General features: G+C 71.7%; 20 protein-coding genes and 1 riboswitch. Of the genes, 6 read left to right on the plus strand and 14 right to left on the minus strand.

Translation table 11 applies throughout. The annotated features are described in order from the left end of the window. Positions 1-113: 113 nt before the first annotated feature. The 3 genes from AB0J53_RS15400 to AB0J53_RS15410 are packed head-to-tail and all read right to left on the minus strand — an operon-like array spanning position 114 to position 2,647. Positions 114-1,397: a dicarboxylate/amino acid:cation symporter gene (locus AB0J53_RS15400; protein ID WP_308125840.1), complete on the minus strand. Its 1,284-nt coding sequence runs from the start codon at positions 1,395-1,397 to the stop codon at positions 114-116. A gap of 60 nt (positions 1,398-1,457) precedes the next feature. After that, a complete protein-coding gene (locus AB0J53_RS15405) occupies positions 1,458-1,565 on the minus strand; it encodes a putative leader peptide (RefSeq protein WP_364172309.1) in 108 nt (35 codons plus the stop codon). Positions 1,566-1,606: 41 nt separating this feature from the next. After that, positions 1,607-2,647, minus strand: coding sequence for an LLM class F420-dependent oxidoreductase (locus AB0J53_RS15410; RefSeq protein WP_219507266.1), 1,041 nt, complete (start codon positions 2,645-2,647; stop codon positions 1,607-1,609). Positions 2,648-2,728: 81 nt separating this feature from the next. Between AB0J53_RS15410 and AB0J53_RS15415 the strand changes: the two genes are divergently transcribed. After that, entirely contained in the window at positions 2,729-3,619 is an 891-nt protein-coding gene (locus tag AB0J53_RS15415; protein WP_364172311.1) for an endonuclease/exonuclease/phosphatase family protein, read from the plus strand. On the opposite strand, the gene AB0J53_RS15420 is transcribed toward AB0J53_RS15415, so the two are convergent. The 11 genes from AB0J53_RS15420 to AB0J53_RS15470 form a co-directional block, all read right to left on the minus strand. After that, a complete protein-coding gene (locus AB0J53_RS15420) occupies positions 3,602-4,162 on the minus strand; it encodes a nucleotidyltransferase family protein (protein WP_219507264.1) in 561 nt (186 codons plus the stop codon). The two genes, AB0J53_RS15415 and AB0J53_RS15420, sit on opposite strands and share 18 nt — an antisense overlap. Further along, positions 4,159-5,265: an XdhC/CoxI family protein gene (locus AB0J53_RS15425; protein ID WP_219507263.1), complete on the minus strand. Its 1,107-nt coding sequence runs from the start codon at positions 5,263-5,265 to the stop codon at positions 4,159-4,161. The genes AB0J53_RS15420 and AB0J53_RS15425 overlap by 4 nt, the downstream gene beginning before the upstream one ends. After that, positions 5,258-6,325: a VWA domain-containing protein gene (locus AB0J53_RS15430; protein ID WP_364172314.1), complete on the minus strand. Its 1,068-nt coding sequence runs from the start codon at positions 6,323-6,325 to the stop codon at positions 5,258-5,260. Before AB0J53_RS15430 ends, AB0J53_RS15425 begins: the two co-directional genes overlap by 8 nt. Then, the gene (locus AB0J53_RS15435; RefSeq protein WP_364172316.1) at positions 6,318-7,208 is read right to left on the minus strand and encodes a MoxR family ATPase; all 891 of its coding nucleotides are present in this window, start codon (positions 7,206-7,208) and stop codon (positions 6,318-6,320) included. Before AB0J53_RS15435 ends, AB0J53_RS15430 begins: the two co-directional genes overlap by 8 nt. Before the next feature lie 18 nt (positions 7,209-7,226). Then, on the minus strand, positions 7,227-7,679 hold the full coding sequence (locus AB0J53_RS15440; protein WP_219507260.1) for a PH domain-containing protein: 453 nt from the start codon (positions 7,677-7,679) through the stop codon (positions 7,227-7,229). Between the two features lie 19 nt (positions 7,680-7,698). Further along, the gene (gene ribH, locus AB0J53_RS15445) at positions 7,699-8,169 is read right to left on the minus strand and encodes a 6,7-dimethyl-8-ribityllumazine synthase (RefSeq protein ID WP_219507259.1); all 471 of its coding nucleotides are present in this window, start codon (positions 8,167-8,169) and stop codon (positions 7,699-7,701) included. Beyond that, complete coding sequence (locus AB0J53_RS15450; protein WP_364172319.1) at positions 8,166-9,383, minus strand: bifunctional 3,4-dihydroxy-2-butanone-4-phosphate synthase/GTP cyclohydrolase II; 1,218 nt, start codon at positions 9,381-9,383, stop codon at positions 8,166-8,168. Before AB0J53_RS15450 ends, ribH begins: the two co-directional genes overlap by 4 nt. Continuing rightward, the gene (locus tag AB0J53_RS15455) at positions 9,380-10,042 is read right to left on the minus strand and encodes a nicotinamide mononucleotide transporter family protein (protein WP_364172321.1); all 663 of its coding nucleotides are present in this window, start codon (positions 10,040-10,042) and stop codon (positions 9,380-9,382) included. The genes AB0J53_RS15450 and AB0J53_RS15455 overlap by 4 nt, the downstream gene beginning before the upstream one ends. Then, a complete protein-coding gene (locus AB0J53_RS15460; protein WP_357586583.1) occupies positions 10,039-10,629 on the minus strand; it encodes a riboflavin synthase in 591 nt (196 codons plus the stop codon). The genes AB0J53_RS15455 and AB0J53_RS15460 overlap by 4 nt, the downstream gene beginning before the upstream one ends. Next, entirely contained in the window at positions 10,629-11,762 is a 1,134-nt protein-coding gene (gene ribD, locus AB0J53_RS15465) for a bifunctional diaminohydroxyphosphoribosylaminopyrimidine deaminase/5-amino-6-(5-phosphoribosylamino)uracil reductase RibD (RefSeq protein ID WP_364172323.1), read from the minus strand. The genes AB0J53_RS15460 and ribD overlap by 1 nt, the downstream gene beginning before the upstream one ends. Positions 11,763-11,867: 105 nt before the next feature. After that, a riboswitch (FMN riboswitch) is annotated at positions 11,868-11,998 on the minus strand. A gap of 64 nt (positions 11,999-12,062) precedes the next feature. Beyond that, the gene (locus AB0J53_RS15470; RefSeq protein ID WP_364172325.1) at positions 12,063-12,872 is read right to left on the minus strand and encodes an oxygenase MpaB family protein; all 810 of its coding nucleotides are present in this window, start codon (positions 12,870-12,872) and stop codon (positions 12,063-12,065) included. Between the two features lie 178 nt (positions 12,873-13,050). Between AB0J53_RS15470 and AB0J53_RS15475 the strand changes: the two genes are divergently transcribed. The 5 genes from AB0J53_RS15475 to AB0J53_RS15495 are packed head-to-tail and all read left to right on the plus strand — an operon-like array spanning position 13,051 to position 18,925. Then, positions 13,051-14,052: an ABC transporter permease gene (locus tag AB0J53_RS15475; RefSeq protein ID WP_219507254.1), complete on the plus strand. Its 1,002-nt coding sequence runs from the start codon at positions 13,051-13,053 to the stop codon at positions 14,050-14,052. A 9-nt stretch (positions 14,053-14,061) separates the two neighbouring features. Beyond that, positions 14,062-15,843 carry an ABC transporter substrate-binding protein gene (locus tag AB0J53_RS15480; RefSeq protein ID WP_364172328.1) on the plus strand — a complete coding sequence of 594 codons (1,782 nt, stop codon included), beginning with the start codon at positions 14,062-14,064 and terminating at the stop codon, positions 15,841-15,843. A 57-nt stretch (positions 15,844-15,900) separates the two neighbouring features. Next, a complete protein-coding gene (locus AB0J53_RS15485) occupies positions 15,901-16,881 on the plus strand; it encodes an ABC transporter permease (protein ID WP_219507252.1) in 981 nt (326 codons plus the stop codon). Then, the gene (locus tag AB0J53_RS15490; RefSeq protein WP_219507251.1) at positions 16,881-17,894 is read left to right on the plus strand and encodes an ABC transporter ATP-binding protein; all 1,014 of its coding nucleotides are present in this window, start codon (positions 16,881-16,883) and stop codon (positions 17,892-17,894) included. The genes AB0J53_RS15485 and AB0J53_RS15490 overlap by 1 nt, the downstream gene beginning before the upstream one ends. After that, the gene (locus AB0J53_RS15495; RefSeq protein ID WP_219507250.1) at positions 17,891-18,925 is read left to right on the plus strand and encodes an oligopeptide/dipeptide ABC transporter ATP-binding protein; all 1,035 of its coding nucleotides are present in this window, start codon (positions 17,891-17,893) and stop codon (positions 18,923-18,925) included. The genes AB0J53_RS15490 and AB0J53_RS15495 overlap by 4 nt, the downstream gene beginning before the upstream one ends. The last annotated feature ends 39 nt before the right edge of the window (positions 18,926-18,964 follow it).

Here is an 18,964-nt window from a genome sequence, read left to right on the forward strand (position 1 = left end):
CACAGCCCCCGCCCGCCGCACATCCGGCCGTGCGCGCGGGAAGATCCGCCGTCCGGAGGCAGCAAGAGGGCGGGGAGCCGGGTGGCTCCCCGCCCTCGGGCGTCGGTGTCAGGTCAGGCCGGGACCGGCTCCGGCGAGCGCGTGGCGGCCGGGCCGCCGGTGAGGGGCTGGGACGGGGCGTTGAAGACGGCCTCGTCCAGGCGGCCCTCCGAGCGCGCGACCAGCACCGGGACGACCATCTGCCCCGTCACGTTGGTGGCGGTGCGGATCATATCCAGGATCGGGTCGATGGCCAGCAGCAGCCCGACGCCCTCCAGCGGCAGGCCCAGCGTGCTGAGCGTGAGCGTGAGCATGACGATGGCGCCCGTGAGCCCGGCGGTGGCGGCGGAGCCGACGACCGAGACGAACGCGATCAGCAGGTACTCCCCCAGCCCGAGCGGCACGCCGAACACCTGGGCCACGAAGATCGCGGCCAGCGCCGGGTAGACGGAGGCGCAGCCGTCCATCTTGGTGGTGGCGCCGAACGGCACGGCGAAGGAGGCGTAGTCGGCGTCGACGCCGTTGCGCTCGACGGTGACGCGCTGGGTCAGCGGCAGGGTGCCGACGGAGGAGCGGGAGACGAAGGCCAGCTCGATGGCGGGCCAGGCGTTGCGGAAGAAGCGGATCGGGCTGACCTTGCCCCAGACGGCGAGCAGCGTCGGGTAGACGGCCAGCAGCACGATGAAGCAGCCGATGTAGACGGCGGCGCTGAACTTGGCGAGCGGGGCGAGCAGGTCCCAGCCGTAGGTGGAGACGGCCTTGCCGATGAGCCCGGCGGTGCCGATGGGGGCGAGCCGGATGACCCACCACAGGGCCTTCTGGACCAGCTCCAGCACCGAGCGGCCGAGGTTGAGCAGGGGCTCGGCCTTCTCGCCGACGGCCAGCGCGGCGGCGCCGACCACCACGCCGAGGAACACGATCTGCAGGACGTTGACCTCGGTGAAGGCGGTGACGACGTTGGTCGGCACGATGCCGGTGACGAAGTCGAGCCAGGAGCCGGTGTTCTCGGGGGCCTTGGCGGCGCCGGTGTCGAGGGTGACGCCGCGGCCGGGGTTGACGAGCAGGCCGAGGCCGATGGCGAAGGCCACGGAGACGGCGGCGGTGACGAGGAACCACAGCAGCGTCTTGGAGGCCAGCCGGGCGGCGCCGTTGACGTTACGCAGGTTGGCGACGCTGACGAGGACGGCGGTGAACACCAGCGGCGGCACCGCGAGCTTGAGGAGCTGGACGAAGAGCGCGCCGACCTGGGTCAGCGTCTCGGCGAGCCAGGCGACGTCCCAAATCCTGGCGACGAACCCGAGGGCCACGCCGAGCACGAGGCCCAGCAGCAACTGCAGGGAAAAGCTGAATCTCTTCACGGAAAACAGAACTCCGGAGGTGGGAAGGGGTGTCTGGCGATCGAGCGCGGGAATGCGCGATCAGCGACAGAGCGAGCCCAGCACGCGGCACAGATCGATGTGCAGCCGCTCCACGAGCCGCACGATGATGACCGAAAACCTCACGGACGTCCCTAACAAGGGGCTCATTCACCTTTATTCCAAGAACGAGCCCCTTGTCGGAAAAACTTTCAGCCGGCGATCTCCTTGATCGTCTCGATCAGCCGCACCCGGTCCTCGTGCGTGCGGCCCAGCGGGGCGACGTTGAGCGTCGTCACGCCCGACTCCTTCATCGCGGCCACCCGGTCGCGCACGAAGCCCTCGTCGCCGATCAGCGACATCTTCTCCAGCAGCTCCTGCGGCACCAGCGCCGCCGCCTCGTCCTTCTTGCCGTCGAGGTAGAGGTCCTGGATCCGCTCGGCCTCCTTCTCGTAGCCGTAGCGCCGGGCCAGGTCGTTGTAGAAGTTCTTGCCCTTGGCGCCCATGCCGCCGATGTACAGGGCGGCCATCGGGCGGCCGAACTCCAGCAGCCCGGCCACGTCGTCGCCGATCGCCAGCGACGCCTGCGCGATCACGTCCAGCTCGCCCAGCTCCGGGTCGCGCCTGGCCTTCCCGGCGGCCAGCGAGGGGCCCCACACGTCGGCGGCCTTCTCCGGCATGTAGAAGATCGGCTCCCAGCCCTCGGCGAGCTCGGCGGTCAGCTCGACGTTCTTGGGGCCGATGGCGGCGACCACGATCGGGATGCGGGGGCGTACCGGGTGGTTGATGAGCTTGAGCGGCTTGCCCAGGCCGGTGCCGCGGTCGGCGGGCAGCGGCAGCGTGTAGTGCTTGCCGTCGTACTGGACGCGCTCGCGCCGCCACACCTGGCGGCAGATCTCGATGACCTCGCGGGTACGGCCCAGCGGCGCGGTGTAGGGGACGCCGTGGAAGCCCTCGATGACCTGCGGGCCGGAGGCGCCCAGGCCGAGCGTGAAGCGGCCGTCGGAGACGTAGTCCATGCCCGCGGCCGTCATCGCCAGCAGCGTGGGCGTGCGCGAGTAGATGGGCAGGATGCCGGAGGCGATCTCCAGCCGCTCGGTCCTGGCCGCGATGTAGCCCATCTGGCTGACGGCGTCGAAACTGTAGGCCTCGGCCACGAAGACGATGTCGAGCCCGGCCTTCTCGTAGTCGGCCAGCTCGGCGACCGTCTCCTTGAAACCGCCCGAGTAGTTCAGTGCCATCCCGATGCGCATGCCCGACTCCCCACCTACCGAATGATGTTCCGTTGCGATGGCGAAAGGCTATCGCAGCGGCGAGCCGCTAGCTTGGTCAGAATGTTGAGGAACGGCGTCGTCGTCGTGTCGGTCGTGGTCGCCGCGGCTCTGGCAGGACACCGGTTGATCCCCGTGCTGGGCGGGTTCACCCCCGTGATGGAGAGCGTGCTGCCGTGGATCGGGCTGGCCGTGCCCGTGCTGCTGCTGGCCGCCCTCATGGCCCGGTCGGGGGTGGCGACGGCGGCGGCCCTGGTGCCGGGCGTGGTGTGGGCGGCGATGTTCGGCTCGACGCTGGTGCGCACGCCGCCGGGCGGGCCGAGCGACCTGGCCGTCGGCACCGTCAACGTGGGCGTGCGCAACGACGCCTCGGGCGAGGCGGTGCGGGCCGTCGCCGACGGCCTCGACCTGCTGGCCGCCCAGGAGCTCACGCCGGGCGGCCCGGCGGCCAAGCAGCTCAACAAGATGTTCAAGCACCGCTACCCGGTCAGCACGGTCGGCCTGTGGAGCCGCTACCCGATCACCGAGAAGCGCCCGCTGGACGTGGGCATGGGCTGGCCGCGCGCGCTGCGGGCGGTGGTGTCGACGCCGAAGGGGAAGGTCACCGTCTACGTGATGCACCTGGCCTCGGCCAGGCCGGGCCACACGGCCTCGCGCGACGCCTCGCTGGCCCAGGCGCGCAAGCTCATCGACGCCGACCGCAGCGAGCGGATCCTGCTTCTGGGCGACCTCAACACGGCCACCACCGATCGGGGCATGCGCGGCCTGACGCCGCCGCTGACCGACGCGCAGGAGGTGGCCGGCGACGGGTTCGGCTTCACCTGGCCCGCCGAGTTCCCCATCACCAGGCCCGACCACATCCTGTTCCGCGGCATGACGGCGACGAAGGCGGGCGTGGCCCCGGCGACGGGCAGCGACCACCGGGCCGCGATCGCCTCACTCCGCCTGCAGTAGCCGCAGGTCCTCAGGCGTGTCGATGTCGGCCGGGTCGCCGGGGCAGGGCACCTCGGCGACCAGCTCGGGGTGGGCCTTCAGGAAGGGCCTGGCGCCCACGTCGCCCCGGGCCAGCGCGGCCACCCCGGCGAAGTGCGGGCGGGCGATCAGCACCGGGTTGCGGCGGCGGCCGTCGTAGGTGGCGACCGCGACGGGCGCGCCCGAGGCGATGAGCGCGCGCACCGCCTCCGGCCGCACGAACGGCTGGTCGACCAGCGCGACCACCACCGCCTCCGCCTCCTCGGGCAGCGCGGCCAGGCCGGTGCGCAGCGAGGAGCCCATGCCGCTCGCCCAGCCGGGGTTGCGCACGGTGACGGCCCGGCGCACCTGCACCGTGGCGGCGCCGAGCACGACGACGACCGGGTGGCAGCCGCCCTCCTCCAGCAGCCGGACGCCCCGGTCCACCAGCCGCTCGCCGGCGTGCTCCAGCAGCGCCTTGGGCCGGCCCAGCCGCGCCCCCTGACCGGCCGCGAGCAGCAGCCCGGCCACCTTCGTGTACGTCATGACGCCCCGCCGGGAGTGGTCTCGTGGTGGATGCGGCCCTCGGTGTGGGTGAGCGGCCTGCCGGAGCCGCCCCAGCGGAGCTGGATGAGCTCGGCGGCGATCGACACGGCCGTCTCCTCCGGGGTGCGGGCGCCCAGGTCGAGGCCGATGGGCGAACGCAGCCGGGCCAGCTCGGCCTCGGTCAGCCCGGCCTCGCGCAGCCGCGCCAGCCGGTCCTCGTGGGTGCGGCGCGAGCCCATCGCGCCCACGTAGCCCGCCTCCGTGCGCAGCGCCACCTCCAGCAGCGGCACGTCGAACTTGGGGTCGTGGGTGAGCACGCAGACGACCGTGCGCTCGTCCACCGCGACGGAGGCGAGGTAGTCGTGCGGCCACCTGACCACGACCTCGTCGGCCTCCGGGAAGCGCTTGGGGGTGGCGAAGACGGGCCGGGCGTCACAGACGGTGACGTGGTAGCCGAGGAACTTGCCGACCCGGGCGACGGCCGCGGCGAAGTCGATCGCGCCGAACACCAGCATCCGCGGCGGCGGCGCGAAGGCGTGCACGAACACCGACAGGTCGTCCAGCCGCCGCTCCCCCTCGCCGCCGTAGTGGCGGATGGCGGTCAGGCCCTGGGCGAGCATGCCGCGGGCGTCGTCGTCCACGGCCTCGTCGAGCCGGCGCGGCCCGAGCGTGCCGGCCGAGCGGTCCGGCCAGACGACGCGGCGGGCGCCGATGCGGCCGGGGCCCGCCACGACGGTGGCGACGGCCACGGGCTCGTGCGCGGCGACGGACGCGGCGACCTCCCCCAGCTCGGGGAAGGTCTCCAGGGAGATCGGCTCGACGAGGACGTCGATGATGCCGCCGCAGGTGAGCCCGACGGCGAACGCGTCGTCGTCGCTGACCCCGTACCTCTGCAGGACGGGGGTGTCGATCTCGGCGGCGAGCTCGAAGACCGCGCCCTCGACGCAGCCGCCGGAGACGCTGCCGACCACCTCGTCGCCGCGCACCGCCATCGCGGCCCCGGGCGGCCGGGGCGCGCTGCTGAACGTGCTCACGACCGTCGCGAGCCCGAACCGCAGCCCCGATTCCCACCAGCGCATGATCTCCGGCAGCACGTCACGCATGGGCGAGCCTTTCGCTGAGTGCCTCGTAGGCGGCCAGGCTGTGCCCGGCCACCAGGTCGTCCAGGTACGGCAGGGCGGCCCGCATGCCTCCGGTCAGCGGCTGGTAGTCCTCGTACCCTTTGTGCGGGTTGACCCAGATCACCCGGTGGGCCTGGCGGGACAGCCGGGCCATCTGGGCGCCCAGCAGGGCCGGGTCGCCGCGCTCCCACCCGTCGGAGGCGATGACCACGATCGCGCCGCGGGCGCTGCGCCGGGTCAGGAACTCGCGCAGCTCCTCCCCCAGCCGGGTGCCGCCGCTCCAGTCGGGGATGGCCCGCGACACCGCGTCGAGCGCCGTGCCGGGGTCGCGGTGGCGCAGCTCGGCGGTGACGCAGGTGAGCCGGGTGCCGACGGAGTAGACGGCGGTGGTCCGCGGCCCGGTCCTGACCAGGGCGTGGGCGAAGCGCAGCAGCGTCTCGGCGTAGGGGCTCATGGAGCCGCTGACGTCCACGAACAGCACCACCCGGCGCGGCCTGACGGTGTGCCTGCGCCGCAGCAGCCGGGCGGGCTCCCCCGTCCTCAGCGCCTCGCGCACGGTGCGCCGCCGGTCGAGGCCGCCACGCCGGGCGCGCTCGTGGCGGCGCGAGCGGCGGACCGGGCGGCGGCCGCTGAGCAGGGCGAGCAGCCGGTGCACCTCGGCGCGCTCGGCCTCGGTGAGGCGGGCCACGTCGCGGTGGCGCAGGATCTCGGCCCGGCTGGCGGTGGCGGGCGCGGCCTCCCCCTCACCCTGGCGCCCGCCGTCCTCGGCGGCGGTGTGGCGGGTGACGGAGGTGGTCGCGGCCCGGCCGGGCTCGGCCCGGACGCCGCCGAAGAACGCGGCGAAGCACCGGTCGTAGCGGGGCAGGTCGTCCGGTCCGGCGCAGAGCGTCAGCCGCCCGGCCCAGTAGACGTCGCCCGGCGAGGTCAGGTCGAGATGGTCCAGGGCGCGCAGCATGGCCTGGGCCCGCTCCTGGTCGGCGGCCACGCCGGCGGCCCGCAGCGTGCGGGCGAAGGCCGTGACGGTGGCCGCCAGCTCATTCATGGGCGAGCAGCCCCTCGCCCAGGACGCGCTCGACGTCCTCGCGGTATTTCAGCGCCGCGCCGAGCGCGGCGGCGGCGCGGCCCGGGTCGAGCTCGCGGGCGCCGAGCGTGAGCAGCGCCTCGGTCCAGTCGAGCGTCTCGGCCACGCCGGGCGGCTTGACCAGGCCGGCCTCGCGCAGCCGCCGGGCGGCGCGGGCCACCTGGGCGGCCAGCGTCTCGGTGCAGCCGGGCAGCCGGCGCAGCAGGATCGCCACCTCCCGGTCGAAGCCGGGATGCTCCAGCCAGTGGTAGAGGCAGCGGCGCTTGAGCGCGTCGTGGACCTCGCGGGTGCGGTTGGAGGTGACCACGACGACGGGCGGGCTGGCGGCCCTGACGGTGCCCAGCTCGGGGATGGAGATGGTGAAGTCGGACAGCACCTCCAGCAGGAACGCCTCGAACTCGTCGTCGGCCCGGTCGATCTCGTCGACCAGCAGCACGCTCGGCTGCGTCTCCAGCGCCTTCAGCAGCGGCCGGGCGATGAGGAAGCGCCGGTCGTAGATCTCCCCTTCGAGCCGGGCGGCGTCGGCCACGCCGGCCGCCTCGGCGGTCTTGAGGTGCAGGAGCTGGCGGGCGAAGTCCCAGTCGTAGAGCGCCTGGGAGGCGTCGAGCCCCTCGTAGCACTGCAGCCGGATCAGCGGCGCGTCGAGCAGCGCGGCCAGGGTCTTGGCCAGCTCGGTCTTGCCGACCCCGGCCTCGCCCTCCAGGAACAGCGGCCGGCGCATCCGCAGCGCCAGGAACGCGGCGGTGGCCAGGCCGTCGTCGGCCAGGTAGTCGTGCCGGTCGAGCAGCGCGGCGAGCTCGTCCGGCGACGTGAGGTCCAGGGGCCTGATTGTCCGGCGCAGCACGCCTTCAGGCTACGCCGATCAGTCCTCGCGCGCCTCGCCGCGCTCGTGGATGAGCGCGGCGAGCTCGGCGGTGGCGCGGCGGGCCATCGCCTTCTCCGAGCCCTGGATGCCCATGGCGCCGATCGTGCGCCCGTCGGAGAAGTCGACCCTCGGCCAGGGCTCGCCGGGCAGCAGCGTCACGTCGATCACCTCCGGCCAGGTGTAGCGGTGCGAGCGCACCGCGTTGACCAGCGTGACGCCCTCGTCGTCGGCCTCCACCCGCACCCGGCCCAGCAGGTGGAGGACGAACGCCACCGCGCACCCGAACAGCACGATCGCGATCCGGTCGGGCAGCTTGAACGGATCGGCGATGAGGATCGCCATGACGACCGCCCCGATCACGACGAGCGTGGCGAATCCGTAGGCGACGATCCTGCCCCGGCGGGGACGCCAGGTGACGGGCAGGGGCGGAGGCGGCACGGGCTCAGACACGAGGGAAACCTACCGCAGGTCAGTGCAGGTCCCTCAGGAGGAGTGCGGTCTCCAGCGCGGCGATCGCCGACTCGTACCCCTTGTCCTCCTTGCTGCCGGGCAGCCCGGACCGGTCCAGCGCCTGGTCGAGCGTCTCGCAGGTGAGCACGCCGTTGCCGACGGGGGTCCGCTCGTCGAGCGAGATCCGGGTCAGCCCCGCCGTGACCGAGTCGCAGACGTACTCGAAGTGGGCCGTCTCGCCCCGGATGACCGCGCCGAGCGCCACGACGGCGTCGCAGCGGCGGGCCAGCGCCTGGGCGACCACGGGGATCTCCAGCGAGCCGGGCACGCGCACGACGGTGGCGGTGGCGCCGGAGTCGTCGCACGCCTGGACCGCCCTGGCCACGAGCTGGTCGGTGATCTTGGCGTGCCAGCTCGCCGCCACCACGCCGACGGTCAGCCCCGCCGCGTCGGGCGCGGCCCCTGCCGCCGGTCGTCCATCGCCGCTCATGACGCCTCCGAGATGTCGTGGCCGAGCCGGTCGCGCTTGGCCGTCAGATAGCGCTCGTTGTGGGGGTTCATGGCCACCGGCATCGGCTCGCGGCCCAGCACCTTGATGCCGTAGCCGTCCATGCCGCGCAGCTTGGCCGGGTTGTTGGTGAGCAGCCGCACCGATTTCACGCCGAGGTCGGCGAGGATCTGGGCGGCGTTGGAGAACTCGCGCGCGTCGACCGGCAGCCCCAGCTCGACGTTGGCGTCCACGGTGTCGACGCCGCCGTCCTGGAGGCTGTAGGCCTTGAGCTTGGCCAGCAGGCCGATGCCGCGCCCCTCGTGGCCGCGCAGGTAGACGATCACCCCGGCGCCCTCCTCGGCGACGGCCGACATGGCGTTGCCCAGCTGCACGCCGCAGTCGCAGCGCAGCGAGCCGAACACGTCGCCGGTCAGGCACTCGGAGTGGGCGCGCACCAGCACGTTCTCCCCGTCGCCGAGGTCGCCGAGCACGAGGGCGACGTGCTCGCCGCCGTCGAGCGCGCTGGCGTAGCCGTACGCCTTCCACAGCCCGTACGTGTTGGGCAGGCTCGTCTCGGCGACCCGGGTGACCATGCTCTCGGTGCGGCGGCGGTGGTCGACGAGCTGCTCGATGGAGATGAGCGCCAGGTCGTGCTCGTCGGCGAAGGCGCGCAGCTCGGGCAGCCTGGCCATGGTGCCGTCGTCGTTGACGACCTCGGCCAGCACGCCGGCGGGGCTGAGCCCGGCGAGCCTGGCCAGGTCGACGGCCGCCTCGGTGTGGCCGCGCCGGGCCAGCACGCCGCCCTCGTGGTAGCGCAGCGGGAAGATGTGGCCGGGCCTGACCAGCTCGTTCGGCTCGGTCGCGGAGTCGGCCAGGGTGCGGATGGTGCGGGCGCGGTCGGCGGCGGAGATGCCGGTGGTGACGCCGTCGCGGGCGTCGACGCTGATCGTGTACGCGGTCCGCAGCCGCTCGCGGTTCTGGAACACCATGAGGGGCAGGCCGAGCCGGTCGAGCTCCTTGCCCTCCATCGGCACGCAGATGACGCCGCTGGTGTGACGGATGGTGAAGGTCAGCAGCTCGGGGGTCGCCCGGGAGGCGGCGAAGATGATGTCGCCCTCGTTCTCCCGGTTCTCGTCGTCGACGACCACGACCGCCTTGCCGGCGCGGATGTCCTCCACGGCCCGCTCCACCGGGTCGAACCTGATCTCGCTCATGACGCCACCGCCAGTTCGGGACCGGCCGCGAGCCGGTATTCACGCAACCATTTGACGAAACCGATCATCACCAGCACGAAGAACACGCCGTAGACGGCGCCCGTGACGTACAGCCCGGTGCTGAAGGCCAGCGGGACGCCGACGAGGTCGACGGCCACCCAGACGATCCAGAAGTCGACCAGCGCCCTGCCCTGCGCCCAGGTGGCCACGGCGCTGCCGACGAAGATGTAGGCGTCGGCGGCGACCAGGAACGCGCCCTCGGGCAGCGGCTTGGCCGCGCCCCATGACAGCCCGGTGACGAAGAACAGCAGCCCGACGACGACGGTGCCGGCGAGCATGACGCCGGCCAGCGTGCCGCGCTCGCGGGCGGTGGCCGGGCGGACGGCGAGCTGCTTGCCGCCCTCGGTGCCGCGCCGCCAGGCCCACCAGCCGTAGACCGCCAGCGCGCCGAACAGCACCTGCTTGAGCGCGTTGCCGGCGAACCCGGCGTTGATCGAGGCGACGAGCAGCAGCACCGAGCCGGTGAACTGCACCGGCCAGGTCCACATGGATCTGCGCATCGCCAGCAGGACGGTGGACAGCGCGGCGACGTTGCCGACCAGGTCCGTCCAGAGCACGTGTGTGCCGAACACCTCGAATCCGGCTTCAGCCCAGTTCACTGCCTGACCACCAGCCTTTCCACATACTTAGCGATCACGTCGACCTCGATGTTCACCAGGTCGCCCACCTGGCGTTCGCCCATGGTCGTCAGCCGGAGCGTGGCGGGGATGAGGCTCACGCCGAAGCTTCCGTCGTCAACAGTCGTGACCGTGAGGCTGATTCCGTCGATGGCGATCGAGCCCTTCTCGGCCACGTAGCGGCTGAGCGGCTCGGGGAGCGAGAAGCGCAGGTCGTCCCAGTTGTCGCCGGGGCTCCTGGACAACAGCGCGGCGGTGCCGTCGACGTGGCCCTGCACGATGTGGCCGCCGAGCCGCTGGTCGGCGCGCACGGCGCGTTCGAGGTTGACCGCCGAGCCCTCGGTGAGGACGCCGAGGGAGCTGCGGTCGAGCGATTCCTTGACCACGTCGACGGTGAAGACGTCGTCCTTGACGTCGACGACCGTCAGGCAGACGCCGTTGACGGCGATGGAGTCGCCGTGGCGCGCGTCGGAGGTGACGAGCGCGCCGCGCACGGTCAGCCTGGCGGCGTCGCCGGCCCGTTCCAGGGCGACGACCTCGCCCTTCTCCTCGATGATTCCGGTGAACATCACTTCTCCCTGCTGTTCTCTGCGAGCTGCGGCCGGGCGACGATCTTCAGGTCCGGCCCGATGCGGGAAATCTCCTCGAAGCTCATGCGGTGCGCCCGCGCGATCGTGGCCACCCCCGCCTCGCCCAGCGCCGCGGCCCCCGCTCCGAGGAGGGCCGGCGCCACGTACGCCACGACGCGGTCGACGAGGCCCTGGGCGAGGAACGCTCCCGCCAGGGTGGGCCCGCCTTCCAGGAACACGCTGACGACGTCGCGCGCGGCGAGTTCCTTGAGCAGCGCCGCCAGGTCCAGCCCGGCGCCGTGGCGGGGCAGGGGCAGCAGGGCGGCGCCCCGCGGGGTGGTCACGCCCTCGGCGACGGCGACGAGCGTCGGCGCCTCGCCGTCGAGCACCCGCGCCCCGGGCGGAGTGCGGCCGGAGGGGTCGACGACGACCCGCAGCGGGGTCCGGTCCGGCGCGCCGTCGCCGGGGCTGCCTGGGGGGCTGCCGGGGGGACGGGCTGTCAGGCGGGGGTCGTCGGCCAGCACGGTGCCGACGCCCGCGACGATCGCGTCGCTGCGGGCGCGCATCCGGTGCACGTCGGCGCGCGCCTCGGGCGAGGTGATCCACTGGCTGGTGCCGTCGGCGGCGGCGGAGCGCCCGTCGAGGGTGGCGGCGTACTTCCAGGTGACGTGCGGCCGGCCGAGCCTGGCGAAGGTCAGCCACTCGGCGTTGACCCGTTCGGCCTCGGCGGCGAGGAGCCCGGTCTCGACGGCGACCCCGGCGGCGCGCAGCCGGTCGGCGCCGCCGGCCGCCCGCGGGGTGGGGTCGGGCACGGCGACGACCACGCGGGCCAGGCCGGCCTCCAGCAGCGCCCGGCTGCACGGCCCGGTCCGCCCGGTGTGGTCGCAGGGTTCCAGCGTCACGTACGCGGTGCCGCCGCGGGCCCGCTCGCCCGCCTCGCGCAGCGCCACGACCTCGGCGTGCGGGCCGCCCGCGTACGGGTGGGACCCCTCGCCTGCCACCCGGCCGGAGGCGTCGAGCACGACGCATCCCACCACGGGGTTGGGGCTGGTGCGGCCGTGCCCGAGTGCGGCCAGCTCGATCGCGCGCGCCATGTGGACGGCGTCATCGCCGTCGTGGGCGGTGTGGTCCACCCCCGGCCTCCTACTCGCCAGTAGCTCCAAGCCACGGCGGGCCCCGGGGGGACAAGCGGTGCGCGCACGCACCACTGGTGGCGCCCGGCGACGAAAACCGGGCACCCGCGCGCTTCCTCCCATCCGGACTTTCACCGTCGGTCCCGGAATTTCACCGGGTCAACCGGCCGATGGCATCGGCCGGGTCGCGGACTGTCACCGCCGGTTCGGACTTTCACCGACCCCGGAGCACGCTAGCTCTGTTCTCCTACCAGTTTGCCATGCCCGAAAAGCGACATGCGACCCCTACTCCGCCTGACGTCACGCGGCGGTGAGACGGCGGGCGCGCTTGGCGTCCGGGGCGTAGCGGACCCTGGCCGGGACGAGGCCGAGCCCGGTGTGCAGGGCGCGCAGGGTGGCGGTGGCCCACAGGTCGCCGACCGGCGTGGCGGGCAGGCCGTACAGCCGTCTGGCCCAGCGCGGCAGCGTGGCGAAGGCCAGGAACGTCACGGCGGGCAGCACCGGGCGCAGCGCGGTGAGCGGCGGGGGCAGCGGCGTGCGCAGCGAGAGCCCGAGCGGGTGGGCGGCCTCGGGCACGAACCTGAGGCCGGGCCGCCGCTCGTCGATGTAGGCGTTCAGCTCGGCGACCGTGCCGGGGACGGTGTCCGGGTCGAGGCCGACGACCTCGGCGGCGCGCCGCCACTCGGCCACGAACGTGTCGGCCTCGGCGTCGGTCAGGCGCACCCCGGCCCGGCGGGCGACCGACAGATAGGAGTCGACCTCGCCGACGTGCACCCAGCGCAGCCCCTCGGGCTCGTCGAGGCGGTAGCGGACGCCGGCGTCGGGGTCGTAGGCGTCCAGCCGGGCGTGGATGCCGCGCACCCGGCGTCCGGCCCGCTCGACCTCCGCGCGGGTGCCGTACGTGCGCACGCGGACGAACTCGGTCGTGCGCGCGAAGCGCGCCCACGCCTCGTCGGGGTCCATGAGGGCGGAGTTCTGCAGCACGCCGCGCATCGTGCGCGGGTGCAGGCCCTGCATGAGCAGCGCGCGGAATCCGCCGACCAGCAGGATCGGCTCCCCCATGACCCGCCACGTCACGGATCCGGGGCCGAACAGTCCGTGATCCTCCATAAGCAACTGCTTACCCCCCAGATGCTGACATGTCACAATGTTTTCAAGATTGTGTCGCAAATCCGTGATTACGCAGCGAAATCTCTGCAGGTCATTGCGCTGCGCAAGGATCCTTGAGAACGTGCTCGATGGCCCGGAATTTCCGGAATCTTGTACGTGCATGGGGAGCCCCGACCAGATGACGACACCGACGTCCACAGAAGACGCGATCGACGCGACGTCCGTGACCGAGACTTCCGGTGCCGTTGGCCGTTCACCCGGCCAGCTCATGTGGATGCGCTTCAAGCGCGACCGCACCGGCGTCATCTCGGCGATCATCGTGATCTTCTTCTTCCTGGTCGCCCTGCTGGCCCCCGTGATCTCGATGGTCTACGGCAAGGACCCGTACACGCTGTACGGCCAGGACATGCCGGGGCTGCTCAACGACTACGGCTACCCGATCCAGCCGAACGGCGGCATCAGCTCCGAGTTCTGGTTCGGCCTCGAACCCAGCCTCGGCCGCGACGTGTTCATGCAGCTCGTGTACGGCATCCGCACCTCGCTCGGGATCGCCGTGGCCGCCACGCTCATCACCACCACGCTCGGCATCGTCGTCGGCATCGTGGCCGGCTACGCGGGCGGCAAGACCGACTACTTCGTCGGCCGCCTCATCGACCTCACGCTGTCGTTCCCGCAGACCATCTTCATCATCGCGTTCACCCCCGTGGTGGAGAGCCTGCTGGTCCCGGCGGACGAGGAGACCCCGGTGTGGCTGCGGGCGGTGACGCTCACCATCATGCTCTCGGCGTTCGGCTGGGCCGGCCTGGCCCGGCTGCTGCGCGGCTACGTGCTGTCGATGCGTGAGCGCGAGTACGTGGAGGCGGCCAGGGTCACCGGCGCCTCCCCCGGCCGCATCGTGTTCAAGGAGCTGCTGCCCAACCTGTGGACGCCGATCCTCATCCAGTCGACCCTCCTGCTCCCGGCCATGGTGACGGCGGAGGCGGGCCTGTCGTTCCTGGGCGTCGGCATGGGCGAGCTCGTCCCCGACTGGGGCCGCATGTTCCTGCGGGCCACGCAGGTGTACCAGAACGACATCACGTACCTCATCTTCCCCGGCGTCGCCCTGTTGATCTTCGTGGTCGCCTTCAACCTGCTCGGCGACTCCGTCCGCGACGCCTTCGACCCCAAGATCAAGCGTTAGAGGAGAGAAATGAACTACCGTAGACGGTCGGCTCTCGCGGTGCTCGCCGCCGCGACGCTGACCCTGGTCGGCGCCTGCGCGCCGGGGAACCAGGGCGCCCCGGCGGGCGCGCCCACCGCCGGTTCCTCGGCCCCGGCGCAGGAGCCGTACAAGCCCGCGGTGATCACCCTCGGCACCGCCGAGGACTCCAAGGGCCCGGCCATCGCCCCCGAGGGCGTCGTCAAGGGCGGCACCGTCACGATGATCGACCGTGACGACTTCGCCCACCTCGACCCCGCGCAGAGCTACGTCAACACGGCCACCAACTTCGGCCTGCTCATCCACCGCGGCCTCACCGGCTACAAGCGGACCGCCAAGGGCGAGTACAAGCTCGTGGGCGACCTCGCCACCGACGCCGGCCAGGTCTCCGACGGCGGCAAGACGTGGACCTTCACCCTCAAGGACGGGGTGAAGTGGCAGGACGGCAGCGCGATCACCTCCGCCGACGTGCGGTGGACGATCGAGCGGTCGTTCGCCGACTTCATCACCTTCGGCCCCAGCTACATCCAGCAGTGGCTGACCCAGGACGACTACAAGAAGGCCTACTCCGGCCCGTACGACGGCAAGCAGCTCGAGAACATCGAGACGCCGGACGACAAGACGATCGTCTTCAAGTTCAAGGCGCCGCACGCCGACGCCAACTACGCCTTCGCCATGGGCGGCTACGCCATCGTGCCCAAGGCCAAGGACACCAAGGAGAAGTACGACAAGGAGCCCTTCTCCTCCGGCCCGTACATCATCAAGTCGCACGTCGTCGACAAGTCGATGGAGCTGGCCCGCAACCCGCACTGGGACCCGGCCACCGACCCGATCCGCGGCGCGTACCCGGACGTGTGGAAGCTCGAGTTCGGCCAGGAGGCCCTGCAGATCACCGACCGGTTCATCGCCGACGTCGGTCCTGACCAGCAGGCGTTCACCTTCTACGCGGCCGTCCCGCCGGAGCGGCTCCAGCAGGTGCTGAACGACGCGAGCCTGGCCGACCGCCGCATGGTCAGCCCCTCGCCGTACGGCAACTACTACTACTTCAACCTCGACCGGGTGAAGGACCAGAAGCTGCGTCAGGCCGTCAACTACGCCTGGCCGTCCAAGCAGATCCAGCAGACCATCGGCGGCCCGCAGGCCGCGGCTCTGCCGACGACCATCCTGAACGAGAACACCACGGTCGGGTACAAGCCGTACGACCTGTTCGGCAAGACCACCAAGCCCGAGGGTGACATCGAGAAGGCCAAGCAGCTCATCGCCGAGTCGGACAACCCGAACCCGACGATCGTCTACGCCTACAACCAGACCCCGGTCCAGGAGCAGGTCACCGTCGTGATCAAGAACGCCCTGGAGAAGGCCGGCATCAAGGTCGTGGCCAAGCCGCTGGACCGCAAGACGTACTACGACTCGATCAGCCAGACCAAGAACGAGTTCGACCTGTACTGGGGCGGCTGGGGCGCCGACTGGCCGTCCGGCTCGACCGTCATGCCGATCATCTTCGGCCCGGTCTCCGACGGCGGCCAGAACATGTCGCACCTGAACACGCCGGAGCTCACGGCGAAGATGAAGGAGATCTCCGAGAACCCCGACATCGACGCGGCCAACGCCGCGTGGATGGAGCTCGACAAGGAGATCCAGGAGAAGTACACGCCGCTGGTCGTGGCCGAGAACCGGATCGCCACCACGCTCCACGGCTCCAAGGTGGGCGGCGCCGAGATCGACCCGCAGATGTGGATCGTCTCGCCGAACACCATCTTCGTGAAGCCGTAGCGACACCGCTCCGGGCGCCCGACCGGGTGCCCGGAGCACCCTCTTGGAGATCATCCCGTGCTTCGATTCCTCACCCGCCGCGTACTGGGCGCGCTGGTCATCCTGCTGATCATCTCAGCGGTGACCTTCTTCCTGTTCTACGCGATCCCCGCCGACCCGGCCCGGCTGGCCTGCGGCAAGGTCTGCCCGCCCGAGACGCTTGAGCAGGCCCGGCAGAACCTCGGCATCGACAAGCCGCTCATGGTCCAGTTCGTCAGCTGGCTCGCGGGCATCTTCGTCGGCCGCGACTACGGGGGCCTCGGGCACTGCCCGGCTCCCTGCCTGGGCTTCTCGTTCGTCAACCGCGCCCCGGTGTTCGAGACGATCATCGACCGGATGCCCGTCACGATCGCGCTGACCATCGGCGCCGCGGTGATCTTCCTGATCTTCGGCGTGGCCACCGGCATCGTCGCCGCGCTGCGTCAGGGCAAGCCCCTCGACAAGATCGCCAGCGTCTCGTCGCTGATCGGCGCCTCGGTGCAGATCTACTTCGTCGGCACCCTGGCCATGTACTTCTTCGTCTACCAGATGCAGGTCTTCCGGCAGCCGAAGTACATACCGATCACCGAGGACCCCGTCGGCTGGTTCAGCGGCCTGCTGCTGCCCTGGCTGGTGCTCGCGCTCATCTTCACCGCGAACTACACCAGGATCACCCGCTCCACCATGGTGGAGAACCTGAACGAGGACTACGTGCGCACCGCCCGCGCCAAGGGCATGTCGGGCCGCAGCGTGGTGCTGCGCTTCGCCCTGCGCGGCGCGCTGACGCCCGTGATCACGATCTTCGGCGTCGACCTGGGCACGCTCATCGGCGGCGCGATCATCACCGAGACCACGTTCGGCCTCCAGGGCATCGGCCGCCTCGCCGTCCGCGCGGTGGACTACTCCGACCTGCCGACGCTGATGGCCACGGTCCTGCTCGCGGCGGGTGCGATCGTGGTGATGAACGTGATCGTGGACTCCCTGTACGCCGTCATCGACCCCCGCGTGAGGCTGAGCTGATGTTTCTCGAAGTCAACGACCTCACCGTCGACTTCCACACCGAGGACGGCGTCGTGCACGCCGTCGACGGACTGTCGTTCGAGGTCGACCGGGGCAGCACCCTCGGCATCGTGGGCGAGTCCGGCTCGGGCAAGTCGGTGACGAACCTGGCCATCCTCGGCCTGCACAACCCCGACACCGCCAAGCTCTCGGGCAGCATCAAGCTCGACGGCCGCGAACTGATCGGCGCGCCGCAGCGCGAGCTGGAGAAGCTCCGCGGCAACAAGATGGCGATGATCTTCCAGGACCCGCTGACCTCGCTGTCGCCGTTCCACACGGTCGGCCAGCAGATCGCCGAGGTCTACCGCAAGCACAAGGGCGTCTCCAAGTCGGTGGCGCGCGACCGGGCCATCGAGATGCTCGACCGGGTCGGCATCCCGCAGCCCAAGATCCGCGTCGACGAGTATCCCCACCAGTTCTCCGGCGGCATGCGCCAGCGCGCCATGATCGCCATGGCGCTGGTGTGCGACCCCGGCCTGCTCATCGCCGACGAGCCGACCACCGCGCTGGACGTGACCGTCCAGGCGCAGATCCTCGACCTGCTGCGCGACCTCCAGGAGCAGACCGGCACCGCGATCATCATGATCACGCACGACCTCGGCGTGGTGGCCAGCACCGCGCACGACGTGCTCGTCATGTATGCCGGCCGCGCCGTCGAACGGGGCACCAAGCAGGAGGTGCTGCGCGAGACCCGCCACCCCTACACGTGGGGGCTGCTCGGCTCGATGCCCAGCCTGACCCACCCGGTGGACGTGCCGCTCGAACCCGTGCGCGGCACCCCGCCCAGCCTGATCAACGTCCCGCCCGGCTGCCCGTTCCACCCGCGCTGCGACTATGCGAAGCTGCTCGGGCCGGGCGTGTGCACGGGTGAGCGGCCCGAGCTGTCGCCGCACCGCGGCCACGGCGACGCCTGCTATCTGCCGATCAAGCAGAAGGCCGAACTCAGGAGACTACCCGGTAAGGAGGCGTCGTGACGGAGAAGCTGCTGGAGCTGTCCGGCGTGGTGAAGCACTTCCCCGTCAGAGGCGGCTCGCTGATCAAGCGGCAGATCGGCGCGGTCCACGCGGTGGACGGCATCGACCTGACCGTGCACGAGGGTGAGACGCTCGGCCTGGTGGGCGAGTCCGGCTGCGGCAAGTCCACCACCGGGCGGCTGGCCGCCCGGCTGCTGGAGCCGACCGGCGGCACCATCAGCTACCGGGGCCGGGACATCAGCCACGCCAACCGGCGCGAGCTCAAGCCGATCAGGTCCGAGATCCAGATGATCTTCCAGGACCCCTACTCGTCGCTGAACCCGCGGCACACGGTCGGCTCGATCATCCGCGGCCCGATGGACATCAACGACATCAACCCGGAGGGCGGCCGCGAGGCCAAGGCCCGGGAGCTGCTGGAGATCGTCGGGCTCAACCCCGAGCACTACAACCGCTTCCCGCACGAGTTCTCCGGCGGCCAGCGCCAGCGCATCGGCGTGGCCCGCGCGCTCGCGCTCAACCCCAAGCTGATCATCGCCGACGAGCCGGTCTCCGCGCTGGACGTCTCGATCCAGGCGCAGGTCATCAACCTGCTGCAGCAGCTCCAGCGCGACCTGGGCATCGCGTTCCTGTTCATCGCGCACGACCTGGCCGTGGTGCGGCACTTCTCGCAGCGGGTCGCCGTGATGTACCTGGGCAAGGTGGTGGAGATCGCCGACCGCGACTCCCTCTACGAGCGCCCCCGCCACCCTTACACGCACGCCCTGCTGTCGGCCGTGCCGGAGGCCGACCTCGGGGCGCCGCCGCGCGAGCGCATCCGCCTGGCGGGCGACGTGCCCTCCCCGATCAACCCGCCGACGGGCTGCCGCTTCCGCACCCGCTGCTGGAAGGCGCAGGACAAGTGCGCCACGGAGGAGCCGCCGCTGGTGCAGCTGTCGGGCAACCGCGACGGCCACCTGACCGCCTGCCACTTCCCCGAGGAGCCCGGCGTCCGCGGCGAGGACATCGTCCTCGACCCGGCCCTCCAGGCCTGACACCCGCTGATCGACGGCCGGGCGGCACACTGCGTGCCG

Source organism: Nonomuraea sp. NPDC049725, from assembly GCF_040674795.1.
In the GTDB taxonomy this organism is placed as follows: domain Bacteria; phylum Actinomycetota; class Actinomycetes; order Streptosporangiales; family Streptosporangiaceae; genus Nonomuraea; species Nonomuraea ceibae.